Origin of the sequence: Caulobacter sp. UNC358MFTsu5.1, from assembly GCF_000712075.1 — a bacterium.
Lineage (GTDB): Bacteria > Pseudomonadota > Alphaproteobacteria > Caulobacterales > Caulobacteraceae > Caulobacter.
Genome location: NZ_JONW01000009.1, coordinates 203,102 through 219,550, shown reverse-complemented (window position 1 = coordinate 219,550; position 16,449 = coordinate 203,102). Strand labels below are relative to the sequence as shown.

At 69.9% G+C, this 16,449-nt stretch carries 15 protein-coding genes; 7 read left to right on the top strand and 8 right to left on the bottom strand.

Annotated elements, in window-relative coordinates:
- Window positions 1-138 precede the first annotated feature (138 nt).
- The 7 genes from BR39_RS0118480 (at window position 139) to BR39_RS0118450 (ending at window position 9,777) form a co-directional block, all read left to right on the top strand.
- Window positions 139-1,362, top strand: a complete 1,224-nt coding sequence (locus BR39_RS0118480) for a NarK/NasA family nitrate transporter (protein WP_029914928.1) — start codon at window positions 139-141, stop codon at window positions 1,360-1,362.
- Window positions 1,363-1,387: 25 nt separating this feature from the next.
- Entirely contained in the window at window positions 1,388-3,844 is a 2,457-nt protein-coding gene (gene nirB, locus BR39_RS0118475) for a nitrite reductase large subunit NirB (protein ID WP_369795650.1), read from the top strand.
- A complete protein-coding gene (gene nirD / locus BR39_RS0118470) occupies window positions 3,841-4,185 on the top strand; it encodes a nitrite reductase small subunit NirD (protein ID WP_029914925.1) in 345 nt (114 codons plus the stop codon). Before nirB ends, nirD begins: the two co-directional genes overlap by 4 nt.
- Window positions 4,178-6,856, top strand: coding sequence for a nitrate reductase (locus BR39_RS0118465; RefSeq protein ID WP_029914923.1), 2,679 nt, complete (start codon window positions 4,178-4,180; stop codon window positions 6,854-6,856). The genes nirD and BR39_RS0118465 overlap by 8 nt, the downstream gene beginning before the upstream one ends.
- Window positions 6,849-7,604 carry a uroporphyrinogen-III C-methyltransferase gene (gene cobA / locus BR39_RS0118460; RefSeq protein ID WP_029914921.1) on the top strand — a complete coding sequence of 252 codons (756 nt, stop codon included), beginning with the start codon at window positions 6,849-6,851 and terminating at the stop codon, window positions 7,602-7,604. The genes BR39_RS0118465 and cobA overlap by 8 nt, the downstream gene beginning before the upstream one ends.
- A 141-nt stretch (window positions 7,605-7,745) precedes the next feature.
- Entirely contained in the window at window positions 7,746-9,035 is a 1,290-nt protein-coding gene (locus BR39_RS0118455; protein WP_029914919.1) for a DUF5690 family protein, read from the top strand.
- A gap of 76 nt (window positions 9,036-9,111) precedes the next feature.
- A complete protein-coding gene (locus BR39_RS0118450; RefSeq protein ID WP_029914917.1) occupies window positions 9,112-9,777 on the top strand; it encodes a hypothetical protein in 666 nt (221 codons plus the stop codon).
- Here the strand turns inward: BR39_RS0118450 and BR39_RS0118445 are convergent.
- The 8 genes from BR39_RS0118445 to BR39_RS0118410 form a co-directional block, all read right to left on the bottom strand.
- Window positions 9,774-10,316, bottom strand: coding sequence for a DUF1697 domain-containing protein (locus tag BR39_RS0118445; protein ID WP_029914915.1), 543 nt, complete (start codon window positions 10,314-10,316; stop codon window positions 9,774-9,776). The two genes, BR39_RS0118450 and BR39_RS0118445, sit on opposite strands and share 4 nt — an antisense overlap.
- Window positions 10,317-10,377: 61 nt before the next feature.
- Window positions 10,378-11,541, bottom strand: coding sequence for a cystathionine beta-lyase (metC, locus tag BR39_RS0118440; RefSeq protein ID WP_029914914.1), 1,164 nt, complete (start codon window positions 11,539-11,541; stop codon window positions 10,378-10,380).
- A gap of 160 nt (window positions 11,542-11,701) precedes the next feature.
- Entirely contained in the window at window positions 11,702-11,878 is a 177-nt protein-coding gene (locus BR39_RS26230) for a DUF1843 domain-containing protein (protein ID WP_081916892.1), read from the bottom strand.
- A gap of 27 nt (window positions 11,879-11,905) precedes the next feature.
- The gene (sseA, locus tag BR39_RS0118430; RefSeq protein ID WP_029914911.1) at window positions 11,906-12,772 is read right to left on the bottom strand and encodes a 3-mercaptopyruvate sulfurtransferase; all 867 of its coding nucleotides are present in this window, start codon (window positions 12,770-12,772) and stop codon (window positions 11,906-11,908) included.
- Between the two features lie 241 nt (window positions 12,773-13,013).
- On the bottom strand, window positions 13,014-13,586 hold the full coding sequence (locus BR39_RS0118425) for a peptidoglycan recognition family protein (RefSeq protein ID WP_029914909.1): 573 nt from the start codon (window positions 13,584-13,586) through the stop codon (window positions 13,014-13,016).
- A gap of 102 nt (window positions 13,587-13,688) precedes the next feature.
- A complete protein-coding gene (locus BR39_RS0118420) occupies window positions 13,689-14,687 on the bottom strand; it encodes a cysteine synthase A (RefSeq protein WP_029914908.1) in 999 nt (332 codons plus the stop codon).
- A 120-nt stretch (window positions 14,688-14,807) separates the two neighbouring features.
- Window positions 14,808-15,089, bottom strand: coding sequence for a hypothetical protein (locus BR39_RS0118415; RefSeq protein WP_029914906.1), 282 nt, complete (start codon window positions 15,087-15,089; stop codon window positions 14,808-14,810).
- A 68-nt stretch (window positions 15,090-15,157) separates the two neighbouring features.
- Window positions 15,158-16,393: a cyclopropane-fatty-acyl-phospholipid synthase family protein gene (locus BR39_RS0118410; protein WP_029914904.1), complete on the bottom strand. Its 1,236-nt coding sequence runs from the start codon at window positions 16,391-16,393 to the stop codon at window positions 15,158-15,160.
- Window positions 16,394-16,449: the final 56 nt, after the last annotated feature.

Here is a 16,449-nt window from a genome sequence, read left to right as displayed (position 1 = left end):
CAGCAGCCTGAAGTTCCACTGACATCAAGCCTTCGGACAACGGCGTTCGTGGCTGCCAGAGACGACCGCTCGGATGCGGTCACCCGCCCGGGGCGATGACGCCCCGCTCTCGCAGACACGCAACATCCGAGGCGCATCATGATCTCTCGTGATTTCCTGAAGGCCGGCCACACGCCGACCCTGTTCGCCGCGTTCCTGTATTTCGATCTCAGCTTCATGGTCTGGGTGATCCTGGGCCCGCTCGGCGTGGCCATCGCCAAGGAGTTCCACCTCGACCCCGCCCAGAAGGGCCTGATGGTCGCCATCCCGGTCCTAGCCGGCGCGGTGCTGCGGCTGGTCAACGGCGTGCTGGTCGACCGCATCGGTCCCAAGAAGACCGGCATGATCGGCCAGCTGATCGTGTTGGCCGGCCTGGTCGGGGCCTGGGCCCTGGGCATCCACGACTATCACCAGGTCCTGGCCCTGGGCCTGATCCTCGGCGTGGCCGGCGCCTCGTTCGCCGTCGCCCTGCCGCTGGCCTCGCGCTGGTATCCGCAGGAGCACCAGGGCCTGGCCCTGGGCATCGCCGGCGCCGGCAACAGCGGCACCGCCCTGGCGGCCCTGTTCGCGCCGATCCTGGCCAAGACCTTCGGCTGGCAGAACGTGATCGGCCTGGCCGCCGCGCCGCTGGCCGTGGCCTTCGTGGTCTACATGCTGCTGGCCAAGGACGCGCCGGAACAGCCCGCGCCCAAGAAGCTGACCGAGTATCTCGACGTCCTGAAGGTTCCGGACGCCTGGTGGCTGATGCTGCTGTACGCCGTCACCTTCGGCGGCTTCGTGGGCCTGGCCTCGTCCCTGACCATCTACTTCAACGCCGAATACGGCCTGGACCCGGTGATCGCCGGCTTCTTCACCGCCGCCTGCGTGTTCGCCGGCTCGTTCATCCGCCCGGTCGGCGGGGCCCTGGCCGACCGCTTCGGCGGGGTGCGGACCCTGACCTTCGTCTTCGCCCTGGCCGCCGCCGGCCTGTCGGTCGCCAGCTTCCAGCTGCCCTCGGCCTGGGTCGCCCTGGCGGTGCTGATGTTCTCGATGCTGGCCCTGGGCGCCGGCAACGGCGCGGTGTTCCAGCTGGCGCCCCAGCGGTTCCGCAAGGAGATCGGCGTCATGACCGGCCTGATCGGCATGACGGGCGGCATCGGCGGCTTCTACCTGGCCTCGTCCCTGGGCATGGCCAAGAAGATGACCGGTTCCTACCAGGTCGGCTTCCTGGGCTTCGCGGCCCTGGCGGTGTTCGCCCTGGTCGCCCTGACCGGCCTGAAGGCCCGCTGGCGCGCGGTCTGGCCGACCCTGCACGGCGGCGACGCCCGTCCGATCCGCGTCTGACCTTCCTCTTCCAGTGAGCAGAACCATGACCAAGGAAAAGCTGGTCGTCATCGGCAACGGCATGGCCGGTTGCCGGGCGGTCGAGGAAGTCCTCAAGCGCGATCCCGACCGCTACGAGATCGCGATCTTCGGGACCGAGCCGCGGGTGAACTACAACCGCATCATGCTGTCGCCGGTGCTGGCGGGCGAGAAGAGCTTCGCCGACATCGTCATCAACGACGAGGCCTGGTACGCCGACAACGCCATCACCCTGCACGCCGGTCGCGCCGTCACGGCGGTCGACCTGGAAGGCCGCAAGGTGGTCGCCGAGGGCGGGCTCGAGGTCGCCTACGACAAGCTGATCCTGGCCACGGGGTCCGACCCGTTCCGCCTGCCGCTGCCGGGCATCGACCTGAAGGGCGTGGTCACCTTCCGCGACCTGGACGACGTCGAGGCCATGGTCGCCGCCTCCAATAGGCCCGGCGCCAGGGCCGTGGTGATCGGCGGCGGCCTGCTGGGCCTCGAAGCCGCCTACGGCCTGGCCCGGCGCGGCATGGCCGCCACGGTCGTCCACCTGATGGACGTGCTGATGGAGCGCCAACTGGACGAAAGCGCCGGCTTCCTGCTGCGCGAGGCCTTGGCCGAGCGCGGCGTCGAGACCGTGCTGGGCGCTCACTCGGAAGAGATCGTCGGAGCGGACGGCCAGGTCACCGGCCTGAAGCTGAAGGACGGCCGCACCCTGCCGTGCGATCTGCTGGTCATGGCCGTGGGCATCCGTCCGAATTCGACCCTGGCCCGCAACGCCGGCCTGGCGGTCAATCGCGGCGTGCTCGTCGACGACGCCATGCGCACCTCCGACCCGGCGGTGTTCGCCGTGGGCGAATGCGCCGAGCACCGGGGGAACTGCTACGGCCTGGTCGCGCCCATCTGGGACATGTGCCGCTCGCTGGCCGAGTCCATGACCGACGGGGAGGGGGCCTACGAGGGCTCGGTCCTGTCGACCCGGCTGAAGGTGTCGGGCGTCGACGTCTTCTCAGCCGGCAAGTTCTCGGGCGGCGAAGGCTGCGAGGACATCGTGTTCCGCGACGCCGGGCGCGGCGTCTACAAGCGCGTGGTCATCGAGGACGGCAAGGTGGCGGGGGCGGTGCTGTTCGGCGACGCCGCCGACGGCAACTGGTACTTCGACCTGATGCGGTCGGGCGCCAGCGTGACCGACATCCGCGAGACCCTGATCTTCGGCCAGGCCATCACGGAAGGGCTGTTCGGCCTGGACCCTAACGCCGCCGTTGCGGCCATGCCCGACACGCAGGAAATCTGCGGCTGCAACGGCGTCTGCAAGGGTGCGATCGTCGGCGCCATCACCGCCCAGGGCCTGACCACCCTGGACGACGTCAAGGCGGTGACCAAGGCCTCGGCCTCGTGCGGCTCGTGTACGCCGCTGGTCGAGCAGGTGCTGAAGCTGACCCTGGGCGACGGCTTCAAGGAGCAGACCGGCCCCAAGCCGATGTGCAAGTGCACGTCCAAGCCGCACTCCGACGTCCGCAAGGCGATCGTGGAGTGGGAGCTGAAGTCCATGCCGGCGGTCATGCAGGCCCTGGAATGGACCACGCCCGACGGCTGCGCCTCGTGCCGTCCGGCCCTGAACTACTACCTGCTGTGCGCCTGGCCGTCGGAGTATCGCGACGACAAGCAGTCGCGCTTCATCAACGAGCGGGTCCACGCCAACATCCAGAAGGACGGCACCTACAGCGTCGTTCCGCGGATGTGGGGCGGCATGACCACGCCCGACGAGCTGCGGGCCATCGCCGACGTGGCGGACAAGTTCGCCATCCCGGCGGTCAAGGTCACGGGCGGCCAGCGGATCGACCTGCTGGGCGTCAAGAAGGACGACCTGCCGGCCGTCTGGGCCGACCTGAACGCCGCGGGCATGGTCAGCGGCCACGCCTACGCCAAGGGCCTGCGCACGGTGAAGACCTGCGTCGGCAGCGACTGGTGCCGGTTCGGCACCCAGGACTCCACGGGGCTGGGCATTCGCCTGGAGAAGTTCCTGTGGGGTTCGTGGGCGCCGGCCAAGGTCAAGCTGGCCGTGTCGGGCTGTCCGCGCAACTGCGCCGAGGCCACCTGCAAGGACTTCGGCGTGGTCTGCGTCGACAGCGGCTACGAGATCCACATCGGCGGCGCCGCCGGCCTGCACATCCAGGGCACCCAGGTGCTGACCCGGGTGGCGACCGAGGACGAGGCCGTCTGGGTCATCGCCGCAGCCATGCAACTGTACCGCGAGGAGGGCTGGTACCTGGAGCGGGTCTACAAGTGGATGGCGCGCGTGGGGCTGGAGAGCATCCAGGACAAGGTCACCGATCCGGACCAGCGCAAGGCCCTCTACGACCGCTTCGTGTTCTCGCAGCGCTTCGCCCGCCTCGATCCGTGGGCCGAGCGCGTGGCCGGCCGCCACACCGAGGAATTCACCCCCATGAGCCGCCGGATGGAGTTCGTCCCCGCATGAACGCGCACGTGAAAGTCCCGGTCTGGGTGGATGTCGGCGCGGTCACTGACGTGCCCCGTCGCGGCGCGCGCCGGGTGCCCAGCCCGCGCGGCGACATCGCCATCTTCCGCACCGGCGACGGCGAGGTGTTCGCCCTGATGGACGCCTGTCCGCACAAGGGCGGGCCGCTGAGCCAGGGCATCGTCCACGGCCGGGCGGTGACCTGCCCGCTGCACAGCTGGAACATCGACCTGGCCTCGGGCGAGGCCATGGGCGCCGACAAGGGCAAGGGCTGCACCCCCGTGGTGCCGCTGGAGGTCCGCGACGGCCGCCTGCTGCTGAGCCTCGACGTCCATGGCTGACGGATCGGCCGTCCCGAACGTCAAGACGACCTGCCCCTATTGCGGGGTGGGTTGCGGCGTCTCGGGCGCGGTCGCCCAGGAACGGGCCCTGTCGGTGTCGGGCGACAAGGCCCACCCGGCCAATCTCGGCCGCCTGTGCTCTAAGGGCACGGCGTTGGGGGCGACGGTGGGGCTGCAGGGCCGGCTGCTGGAGCCGACGATCAACGGCAAGTCGGCGAGTTGGAGCGACGCCACGGCCCTGGTCGCCAGGCGCTTCAAGGACACCATCGCCAGGCACGGCCCCGACAGCGTGGCCTTCTACGTCTCGGGCCAACTGCTGACCGAGGACTACTACGTCGCCAACAAGCTGATGAAGGGCTTCATCGGTTCGGGCAACATCGACACCAACAGCCGCCTGTGCATGGCCTCGGCCGTGGCGGCCCACAAGCAGGCCTTCGGCGCCGACCTGGTGCCCGGCTGCTACGAGGACCTGGACCTGGCCGACCTGGTGGTGTTCAGCGGCCACAACGCCGCCTGGACCCATCCGGTGCTGTTCCGGCGCATGGAGGCGGCGAGGGCGCGGGGCCAGAAGCACGTGGTCATCGATCCGCGCCGCACCGACACCGCCGAGGGCGCGGACCTGCACCTGGCGATCGCCCCGCAGAGCGACGTGCGTCTGTGGAACGGCCTACTGGCCCACCTGATCCGCATCGACGCCGTCGACCGCGACTACATCGCCGCTCACGTGAACGGTTTCGCGGAAGTCGTGGAAGCGCTTGAGGAATTGGACCAGTCGCCGGCCGCCGTCGCCACCGATTGCGGCGTGCCGGTCGAGGATGTGCTAACCTTCTTCGACCTGTTCGCGGCCCACGAGCGTACGGTCAGCCTGTTCTCGATGGGCGCCAATCAGTCGGCCCAGGGCACCGCCAAGGGGCTGTCGATCCTCAACGTCCACCTGGCCACTGGACGGATCGGAAAGCCGGGCGGTTGCCCGTTCTCGATCACCGGTCAGCCCAACGCCATGGGCGGGCGCGAGACCGGCGGCATGGCCAACACCCTGGCCGGCCACATGGACTTCGCCCCGGCCGACCGCGACCGCGTGGCCCGCTTCTGGGGCGCGCCCGACACAGCCCGCGCGCCGGGCCTGAAGGCCGTCGACATGTTCGAGGCCATCCACGCCGGCAAGATCAAGGCCGTCTGGGTGATGGCCACCAACCCCGCCGTCAGCCTGCCGGACGCCGGCCGGGTGCGCGAGGCGCTGGAGCGCTGTCCGTTCGTGGTGGTGTCCGACTGCGTGGAGACCGACACCACGGCCTTCGCCGACGTCAAGCTGCCGGCCCTGGCCTGGGGCGAGAAGGACGGCACGGTCACCAATTCCGAGCGCCGGATCTCGCGCCAGCGGGCCCTGTTCTCGGCGCCCGGCCAGGCCCGCGCCGACTGGCGGATCGTGGCCGATGTGGCCAAGGCCATGGGCTTCGACGGCTTCGGCTGGGCCAGCAACGCCAGCGTCTTCCGCGAATGGGCGCGCCTGACGGCCTACGAGAATACGGATCGCGTCCTGAACCTGTCCGGACTTTCGGCTTTGACGCCAGAGGCTTACGCCGAACTTCTGCCGGTGCAGTGGCCGGTGGCGGCGGACGGGCGGGGCACGCCGCGGCTGTTCGTGAGCGGACGCTTCCAGACCCCTGACGGCCGCGCCCGCATGGTCCCGACCCGGCCGAAGGGGCCGGCCGACGCGGTCGACGCGGCCTATCCGATGTCGCTGAACACCGGCCGCATCCGCGACCAGTGGCACACCATGACCCGCACGGGCCTGGCGCCGGACCTGTGCCGCCACGCACCCGAGCCGTTCGTCGAGGTCCACCCCGCCGACGCCGAGGCCCTGGGGGTCAAGGACGGCGCCCTGGCGCGGGTGATCACGACGCGCGGGGAGGCCGTGGCCCTGGCCAAGGTCACCGACCGCCAGCGGTCGGGCGGCCTGTTCATGCCCATGCACTGGACCGACGCCTTCGCGCCGTCGGGCCGCGCCAACCCCCTGGTCGCACCGAACCTGGACCCCACGTCCGGCCAGCCGGAGTTCAAGCACACCCCCGCCCGGATCCGCGCCTATCGCGAGACCTGGAAGGGTTTCTTCCTCACGCGGGACAGCCTGTCTCTACCCCCCGGGCTGGACCTCGTCTGGCGGCGTATCCCCCACGACGCCTGCCAGCAACACGAGTTCGCCGGCCGAGGCGGCGAGGTCGAGCGCGCCGCCTTGCGCAAGGTCCTCGCCAAGGGCCTGACCGGCGAACTCGTGACCTACGAGGACGCCGCCACTGGCGCGCGGCGCGACGCCTGGGTGCAGGACGGCCGGCTGACGGCGGTGCTGTACGTCACCCTGACCGGCCGCCTGCCGCCGCGCGACTGGCTGGCCGAGCTGTTCGCCGAGCCGGTGCTGAACGCGCAGGCCCGCTCGGCCCTGCTGTTCGGCCGCCCGCCCGGCGCGCCGGCCGACAAGGGGCCGCTGGTCTGCGCTTGCCTGAAGGTGGGCGCCAAGGTCGTGCAGGCCGCCATCGCCGCCGGCGCCGCCAGTCCCGACGCGGTCGGCGCCGCCACCGGGGCGGGGACCAATTGCGGGTCCTGCCGTCCCGAGATCGCCCGGATGATCGCCGCGTCAGTTTCCGTCTCCAGCAAGGAGCCCGTCCATGTCTAGCGCTCAAGTCCTGCTCGTCGGCGCCGGTCCCGGCCCGGTCGACCTGATGACCCTGCGGGCTGTCCGGGCCGTCGAGGGCGCCCAGGCGCTGCTCTACGACGCCCTGATCAGCGAGGAAGCCATCGCCCTGGCCCCGCCCGGCTGCGTGCGCATCCAGACGGGAAAGCGGGCCGGCAAGCCCAGCATGCACCAGGATGAGATCAACCGCCTGATGCTGCGCCTGGCGCGCAAGGGCCTGCGGGTGGTGCGACTGAAGGGCGGCGATCCTTCGGTGTTCGGCCGGGTGGGCGAGGAGTCCGCTTTCCTGCGCGAGCACGGGGTGTCGGTCGAGGTGGTGCCCGGCGTCACCGCCGCCTGCGCCGCCGCCGCCCAGTTCGGCTTCCCCCTGACCCACCGCGGCGAGGCCCGGCGGGTGGTGTTCACCACGGCCCGGCTGGAGGCCGGTGCGCTGAGCGGCGACTGGAGCGCCGCCGGCGACCCCGAGGCGACGATGGCCGTCTATATGGGCGGCGAGATGGCCGGCGCTCTCTGCGAGCGGATGGTCGCCGCGGGCCGTGCGCCCGGCACGCCCGCCGTGGCGGTCGAGCAGGCGGGCGGGGCGGACGCCCGCATCACCCACGGCACGCTGGCGACCCTCGGCGATCGCCTGGGCGGCCAGGGCGGTCCGGTGGTCATCGTGGTCGGTGAAGTGGCGGCCCAGGCGCTGGGCGCGGTGGCGGACGAGGCGCTTGTGGCGCGAACGGCCTGATGCCGCCGGGGACATGCCCTTGCGGCGTGTCCCCAGAACCTGGCTCCGTGGATGCGGATGGGGACACGCCCAAGGGCATGTCCCCGGCAGCGCCCCCGGCCGGGCTTGACGGATCGCCCCATTCCACCCGCCCATGAGCTCATGGGGACCACGACACCGACTCAGAGCCCGATCGCCCGCGCCCTGGCCAAGGCGCCGCCGTGGGCCTTCGCCCTCTACGGCGGGCTGGCGGCCTTCGCGGCCTATTTCTCGATGTTCGCCTATCGCAAGCCGTTCACGGCCGCGCACTACGAGCACATGGCCGGCTGGCCGCTGGCCATCGACTTCAAGGTCGCCCTGGTGATCGCCCAGGTCGCCGGCTACGCGGTGTCCAAGATCATCGGCATCAAGGTGATCTCGGAGATGCGGCCCGAGCGGCGCTGGATCGCCATCCTGGCGCTGATCGGCGTGGCCGAGCTGTCGCTGCTGGGCCTGGGCGGCGGCCCGGCGGCGATCGGCCCGCTGGCCCTGTTCGTCAACGGCCTGTGCCTGGGGATGATCTGGGGCCTGGTGTTCGGCTTCGTCGAGGGGCGGCGGCTGTCGGAGGTGCTGGGGGCCATGCTGTGCGCCAGCTTCATCCTGGCCTCGGGCGTGGTGAAGTCGGTGGGCAAGAGCCTGCTGCTGCAGGGCGTCGACGAGCGCTGGATGCCGGCCCTGGCCGGGCTGCTTTTCACCCCGCTGCTGCTGCTGGCCGTGGCGGCCCTGACTCAGCTGCCGCCGCCGTCGCCGGCCGACGAGGCCGCCCGGGTGCGCCGCGCGCCCATGGACGCCAAGGCCCGCGCCGCCATGTTCGCCGCTCACGCCCCGGCCCTGGTCCTGCTGGTGGCGGTCTATGTGGTGCTGACGGCCTTGCGCGACTTCCGCGACAACTTCGCCGCCGAGATCTGGGCCGAGCTGGGCTTCAAGAACGCCGCTGCAATCTTCTCGCTGTCCGAAATCCCGGTGGCGGCCATCGTGCTGGTGGGCTTAGGCGTGCTGAGCCTGGTGCGCGACAACCGCCGGGCGGTCGGCTTCAACTTCGCCTTCGTGGCCCTGGGCTTCGCCCTGCTGGGCCTGGCGACCCTGGGCTGGCGCCTGGGCCTGATCGGCCCCGTGGCCTGGATGATCGCGACGGGGGCGGGCGTCTACATGGCCTACACGCCCTTCAACGGCATGCTGTTCGACCGGCTGATCGCCGCGACGGGGCAGGTGGGGACGGCCGGCTTCCTGATCTATGTCGCCGACTCCTGCGGCTATGTCGGCAGCGTCTCCCTGCTGCTGACCCGCTATTTCGCGCACCTGGACCTGGCCTGGAGCGGGTTCCTGGCCAATGTGGCCTACGGGACCTGCGTGTTCGGCCTGATCGGCACGGCGGCGGCCTGGCGGCTGCTGAGGTTGCCCAAGCCCGGCTGACGGTTCGCTCCTGGATTGTGCTGCGGCCCGAGTTCGCGCAAGCTTCGCCTTTCGCAACGCCGCCGCCGGAGCCGCCATGTCCACGATCCAGGAAATCCAGATCGCCGTCGACCCCACCACCCTGGCCGCTCTCAAGGACCTGGGCTACGCGCTCTATGCGCTGCGGGCGATCGACACCAACAACGCCGGGGCCAAGGCGCTGGTCTGGGCGGCGGTCGGGGACTTCCTGAGCCAGACCACGCTCGCGATCCCATCGACCTTGCAGGCCCATGTGACGACAAGCGGAAGCGTGATCGACGTATCGGTCGGCGCCGACGTGGTGCTGGGCGACGTGTTCACCTACGTCGCCGGCGGCCCGCCCACGGTGACGCCGGGCGGCAATCCCCGGGGCGTGACCGTGCTCAACGGCACGACCGACCCGTTGACGGCGGGTCTCGGCGCGGGCCCGACCACGCCGTTCGTGTCGGCGCCGCTCTACGGCCTGGGCGGCGACATCTTCGCGCCGAAGGACAGTTTCCTGGTCACGTTCTCGACCGCCGGCCTCGGCCCCGGCGCCGTGCTCAACACCTCGAGTTCGCAAAGCCTGCTGATCGACATGACCGGCCAGGCGCAGGTCGCCGTCAGCTTCGACATCAACAAGGGTTGGAGCTACGGCGGGGCGAGCTGGGGGCGGACCGTGCCGGCGGGCGCGAACCTGCAGAAGACGCTGATCACGACCATGCCGATGGCCAAGCGGGCCTAGCCGTCCAGCATCGCCTCCAGGGCCAGGACGGTGGTCCAGTTCCGGCCGGTGATCCGCGCGCCCAGGGTCTTCTCGACCAGGCTGTTGGTCAGTTTCGAGCCGCCGACGCCGTCGGGATAGACGGCGTAGAGCTGGCGGCTTTCGGCCCGCACCTGCTCGCGGCCGCGGATGGCCGCGCGCAGGGCGCCGACGGCCTTCTTGTCCGGGGCGTCCTTCAGGAACAGGGTCATCAGCCAGCCCGGGTCCTGGGCGGCGAACTCGGGGAACGGGTTGGCGGCGACCAGGGCGCGCCAGGCGTCGGCGGTGCGGACATAGACGTCGGTGCGCAGCGAGAAGCGGTCCATCAGCGCGGTCTCGATCTGGGTCTGCAACTCGGCGCCCGTCTGTCCGCCGCTGGCGAACACCAGGTCGCCGACCTTGGGACCGGTGCGCGCGTCCGCATGGCCCAGCTCGGTCAGCAGGGTGGTCAGCTCTTCGGCCGCGACCTGACGGTTTCCGGCGGCGTTGACGCCGCGCAGCAGGGCGATGTGGACGGTCATGGGCGGGCCTTTCGAACGAGGCGGTTGTCTAGACCTTCCGGGCCGCGGCGTCGCGATGGATTTACGCCTTGGCCAGCGCTTCGAAGCCGCGTTCGAGGTCGGCCTTGAGGTCGGCGATGCTTTCCAGGCCCACGTGAAGGCGCAGCAGCGGCCCTTCCAGGTTCACCGGCACGGTGCGGTTCTTCAGCTGCGGGTCGCAGTGGATGGCCAGGCTCTCGTAGCCGCCCCACGAGAAGCCCAGGCCGAACAGGTCCAGGGCGTCGAGGAAGGCGTGGACGGCCTTCTGCGAGCAGGGCTTCAGCACCACGCCGAACAGGCCGCAGGCGCCGGTGAAGTCGCGCTTCCACAGGGCGTGGCCCGGATCGGTCTCCAGGGCCGGGTGCAGCACGCGCGACACCTCGGGCCGGTCCTGCAGCCAGCGGGCGATCTTCAGACCGGCGGCTTCGTGGGCGGGGAGGCGGGTGGTCAGGGTCCGCAGGCCGCGCAGCACGGTGTAGGCGTCGTCGGGCGACACCGACCAGCCGATGTCCCACATGGCGTCGCCCAGCTGGTTGCCGATCACGTTGTCGGCGGTGGCGGCGCTGCCCATGAACACGTCCGAGTGGCCGCCGACATACTTGGTCAGGGCCTGGACGCTGATGGTCACCCCGTGGGCCAGGGGCTTGAAGTAGAAGCCGGCCGCCCAGGTGTTGTCGATCAGGGTCAGGACGCCCCGGGCGTTGGCGGCGGCGGCGATGGCCGGGATGTCCTGCATCTCGAAGGTCAGCGAGCCGGGGGCCTCCAGCAGGATCATCCGGGTGGCCGGCCCGCACAGGGCCGTCAGGGCGTCGGGCGACAGGGCGGGGTCGTAGTAGGTGGTCTTGACGCCGAAGCGGGTCAGGACGCGGTCGCAGAACCGGCGGGTGGGCTTGTAGGCGCTGTCGACCACCAGGATCTCGTCGCCGGCCTTCAGCAGGGCCAGCATCACGCCGGTGATCGCCGCCAGGCCCGAGGGGTACAGGGTCACGTCCGGCGAGCCCTCCAGCTCGGCTAGGGCCAGCTGCAGGTTGGCGGGTGAGGACAGGCCGGTGATGCCGTAGGTCAGCTGGTCGTCGTCGTACAGCGACGCGGCGTTGGGCATCAGCACCGTCGAACCGCGCTGGACCGGCGGATTGACCGTGCGGGCCAGCACCGTGCCCTCCCTGGGCGGCGCGCCTCGACGGATCAGGCGGGTTTCTTCATCCAGGGGCATGGGCGGACTCGGGCTGAACTCGGGCGACGACGAAGCCCTTGTCGTTTACGGCGCGGGGGCGAACCCGTTCAAGGTGGGAAATCTGCAGGGGACTGGAGGTCGGCTGGACCGCTCCGCCGGAGCCTGTGCGCCGGCCTGCGGGTTCCCGGCGACCTCAGCCTTCATGCTCTTCCAGCTTGGAGATCTCGACCCTGAGCAGTTGGACCATGGTGGCGACATCTCCGTACGTCGCCAGATGCTGTTCGGCCACGGCCAAGACCGCCTTGAGGCGGGGGAGGTCACCCTTCCTGATCGCGTCGATCACGCCCTGGTGGGAGTACTGGCTGCTCATGGGCTTTTTCCTTGTGCGGGGCGTCGCCTAGACTTGGACCGGTGCGGCCGCGCCCGTCGCCACCGGCACGTCCTCGCGGCCGCCCCATTCCGTCCACGACCCGTCGTAGACCGCCGCTCGGGGCTTGCCGAGCCGCGCCAGGGCCAGGGAGACGGCGGCGGCGGTGATGCCCGAGCCGCAGGTGGTGGCGATCGGCTTGTCGATGTCGACCCCGGCGGCCTTGAACACCTCGGCCAGGCGATCGGCGGGCAGCATGGTCCCGTCCGACGCCAGGATGGCCGACAGGGGCACGTTGCGCGAGCCGGGGATGTGGCCGCCGCGCAGGCCGGCGCGGGGTTCAGGGTCGCGGCCCTCGAAGCGGCCGGCGGCGCGGGCGTCGATCACCTGCTCGCGGCGGGTGTCGAGATTGGTCTTCATCTGGTCGAGCGAGCGGACGATGTCGGCCTGGTAGCGCGGGGTGAAATGGCGTTCCTGCGGGCTGACGGCCAGGTCGTCGACCGGGCGGCCCTCGGCGATCCACTTGGGCAGGCCGCCGTCCAGCACCACCACGTCCTCGTGGCCCATGGCGCGGAATTCCCACCAGACGCGGGCGGCGGGCAGGATGCCGCTGGTGTCGTAGACGACGATCCGCGAGCCGTCGCCCAGGCCCAGCTTCTTGACCCGCGAGGCGAACTTGATGGGCGAGGGCAGCATGTGCGGCAGGGGCGAGGTCTCGTCCGAGATCTCGTCGATGTCGAAGAACACCGCGCCCGGGATGTGGGCCTGCTCGTACTCGGCCTTGGGATCGCGTTTCGCGGCCGGCATATGCCACGAGCCGTCGACGATCCGGACGTCCGGCGCATCGAGATGCTCGGCCAGCCAGGCGGTCGAGACGAGGGGATCGGCGTGGGTCATGAGGATAAGCCTTTCGGGGTCCGACTCGCCCCTTCGAGAAGGCGGGCAAGATCACGCGATCGGCGGTGAGGGGCAAGCGATTGGGCCTGCATTTCCACGCTCCCCCTGACCCGCTCATCCCGGCGAATGCCGGGACCCAGATCCTATGGCTGTGCGGATGACTGGAGGGGCGTGGAGGCCATGGCGTCCGCCACGCCTCTATTCCATCTGGGTCCCGGCATTCGCCGGGATGAGCGGAACCTTACGGATGCGCCTCGCTGAGGCTGTGCTCCTTGGCCTCTTCCTCCATCTTGTCCTGGACCCGCTGGATGACCTCCAGCTTCTTGACGTTCTTGCCCGGGCAGGCGTGGGTCGTCTTGGGGTCCTCGCGGTGCAGGCGCATGGTGTTCGGGTCCAGGCCCAGCACGGCCGACAGGGTGGCCATGGCCGCCACGACGTTGTCGCGCACCAGGGCGCCGCGGCCGGTGTCGAAGGCGTCCTTGTCGAAATCGCCCAGCATCTCGATGCCCAGGGCCACGCTGTTCCAACTGGGCGAGTGGACGCCGGACGTGGTCAGGGTCGTGAAGACCCAGATCTGCTTGTCGTCGACGAACAGGTGCGGTCCCGCGCTCCATTTCTGATTGTCGCGGTAATAGGCCTCGAGGTTCTTGATGTGCTGCTCGGTCAGGCCCTGCGGGCGCTGATCCAGCGACGGCACGCCGGTGTTGTGCAACACGATGAAATTAGGTCGCCAGGTCGACCACTTCAGGCCTTCGCAATAGGTCTCGAACCCTTCCGGCGAGAAGCTCTTGCCGACGATACCCTTCCAAGCCATCAGGCCCTCCCGGTGCGACTTCCCTCGATCCTGCACCGGATGGTTGAATTCCGCAACTTCTCGGTCAGCGTGATGCGCAATACCCGTATGCCGAGCTTGGCCTTACATCCAGGGCGGAGTCGGCAGGCCTTTCTCGGCCAGGAAGGCGGGATTGAAGAGCTTGCTCTGGTAGCGCGAGCCGTGGTCGCAGAGCACGGTCACGATGGTGTGGCCGGGGCCCATGGCCCGGGCCATGCGCACGGCGCCGGCCACGTTGATGCCGGTCGAACCGCCCAGGCACAGGCCTTCGTGCTGCACCAGGTCGAAGACCTGCTCCAGCATCTCCTCGTCGCTCACGCGGAAGGGATAGTCGATCGCCAGGCCTTCCAGGTTGGCGGTGATCCGGCCCTGGCCGATGCCCTCGCTGATCGAGTTGCCCTCGGCCTTCAGCTCGCCGTCGGCGTACCAGCTGTACAGCGACGCGCCGTGCGGGTCGGCCAGGCCGATCTTCACCGAGGGCTTGCGGGCTCGCAGGGCGGCGGCGACGCCGGCCAGGGTGCCGCCCGAGCCGATGGCGCAGATGAAGCCGTCGACCTTGCCGTCGGTCTGTTCGAAGATCTCCGGACCCGTGGTGTCGAAATGAGCCTGGCGGTTGGCGAGGTTGTCGAACTGGTTGGCCCAGATCGCGCCGTTCGGCTCGGTTTTGGCCAGCTCCTCGGCCAGGCGGCCGGAGTAGCGGACATAGTTGTCGGGGTTGGAGTAGGGGACGGCGTCCACCTCGACCAGCTCGGCGCCCAGCAGGCGGATGGCGTCCTTCTTCTCCTGGCTCTGGGTGCGCGGGATGACGATGGTGGTCTTGTAGCCCAGGGCCGAAGCGACCATCGCCAGGCCGATGCCGGTGTTGCCGGCCGTGCCCTCGACGATTCGGCCGCCGGGCCGCAGCAAACCTCGCGCCTCAGCGTCGCGGATGATGCCGAGGGCGGCGCGATCCTTGACCGACTGGCCGGGGTTCATGAACTCGGCCTTGCCGAGAATCTCGCAGCCGGTGGCCTCGCTGGCGCGGTTCAGGCGGATCAGGGGCGTGTCGCCGATAGCGTCCAGGACGCTGGTCTTTACGGTCATCTCTTCGGTCCGGCCGGTCGTGAGGTCGGTAGGGTAGATCGTGATGCGCGCCCGGTAAGCAAGGCCAGTTTTCCTGAAGGCGACCCGCGTCAACGCTTCGGGGGCCGTTTCAGCGCAGGTTCAATCCAGGCGCTGGGTGACGATCACGTTCAGCAGGGCCAGGGCGCCGTTGACCGTCGCCGCCGCGCACCAGGCGCCGTGCAGGCCCTCCACCTCGACCAGGTGGTTCTCGATGGCGTCGACCATGATGCCCTCGGCCACGGGGAACGAGGCGTCGCCCAGCAGTTGCTCGTCCTCCAGCTCCTTGCACCAGGCGGCGACCGCGTCCGTCGGCGTGTCGGCCTCGAACTGGGTGATGTAGGTGCCGCCGTGGAAATCGAGGACCAGGGTGTAGAGGTTCATCGGGCCGACCTCGGACGCGCGCTCGCGCGGGGATGCACGTCAAACGTCGGCACGACGGCCGGCCTTCGCTAGACCCTGGCGAGACCCAGCTGGATCACATTGGTGCGTTCCGTGCGGAAACCGGCCTCGCAATAGCTGAGATAGAACCGCCACAGCCGGCGGAACCGCTCGTCGAAACCCAGGCCCTTGATGTCCTCCCAGGCCGCCTCGAACCGCGTGGCCCATTCAGCCAGGGTGTCGGCGTAGTTCTGGCCGAAGCGGGTGACGCCGGTCCACGACAGGCCCGCGGCGTCGGTCTCCTGCTTCAGCCGCGCCTCGCTGGGCAGCATGCCGCCCGGGAAGACGTAGCGCTGGATGAAGTCGGTGCGGCTGCGATAGCGGGCGAACAGCTCGTCGCGGATGGTGATGATCTGCAGGCCGGCCCGGCCGCCCGGCGACAGGACCTCGCGGATCTTGCCGAAATAGGTGGGCCAGTACTCCTCGCCCACGGCCTCGAACATCTCGATCGAGGCGACGCTGTCGAACTGGCCCTGGACGTCGCGGTAGTCGATCAGCCGGATGTCGGCCTTCTCGGCCAGGCCCTGGTCGAACAGGCGCTTCCTGGCGAAGTCGTGCTGGGCCTGCGAGATGGTGACCCCGGTCACCTTGGCGCCCACCTCCTTGGCCGCGAACTCGGCGAAGCCGCCCCAGCCGCAGCCGATCTCCAGCACGTGCTGGCCGGGCCTGAGATCGATCGAGCGGGCCAGGGCAGCGTACTTGGCGTGCTGGGCCTGGTGCAGCGGCTGGCTGGGCGCTTCGTACAGCGCCGACGAATAGGTCATCGTCGGGTCCAGCCACCGCGAATAGAAGCTGTTGCCCAGGTCGTAGTGGGCGTGGATGTTCTTCCGCGAACCAGCCCGGTCGTTGCGATGGAACAGGTGGTAGAGCTTGTTGACCGCGAGCATGACCGGATTGCCGCGCACCAGGGCGGTCAGCCGGTCGAAGTTCAGCGAGAAGGCCTCCAGCACCGCCGACAGATCGGGCGTGTCCCACTCGCCGGCCATGTAGCCCTCGGCGAAGCCGATGCCGCCGGCGGCCAGGACCCGGCGGATGAAGCGATAGTCGTGGATGCGGACCACCGCGTCCGGCCCCGGCGCCTTGCCGACGATGCGCATCGGCTTTCCGGAGGGCAGGACGAAGGTCAGGTTGCCGGCCGCCCAGTTCTCCACGGCGAGGCGGAGGGCGGTGCGGAAGGCGGCCGGGGCGCGACGCAGTTCCGGGTCGCGGGCCGTGGCCGGCCAGGTCGAAGGCAGGATATCGGTCATCGACGGTCCCATCCCAAACTTGATGACGAAAGTAAGAACTCTCGGGACCGACCTGT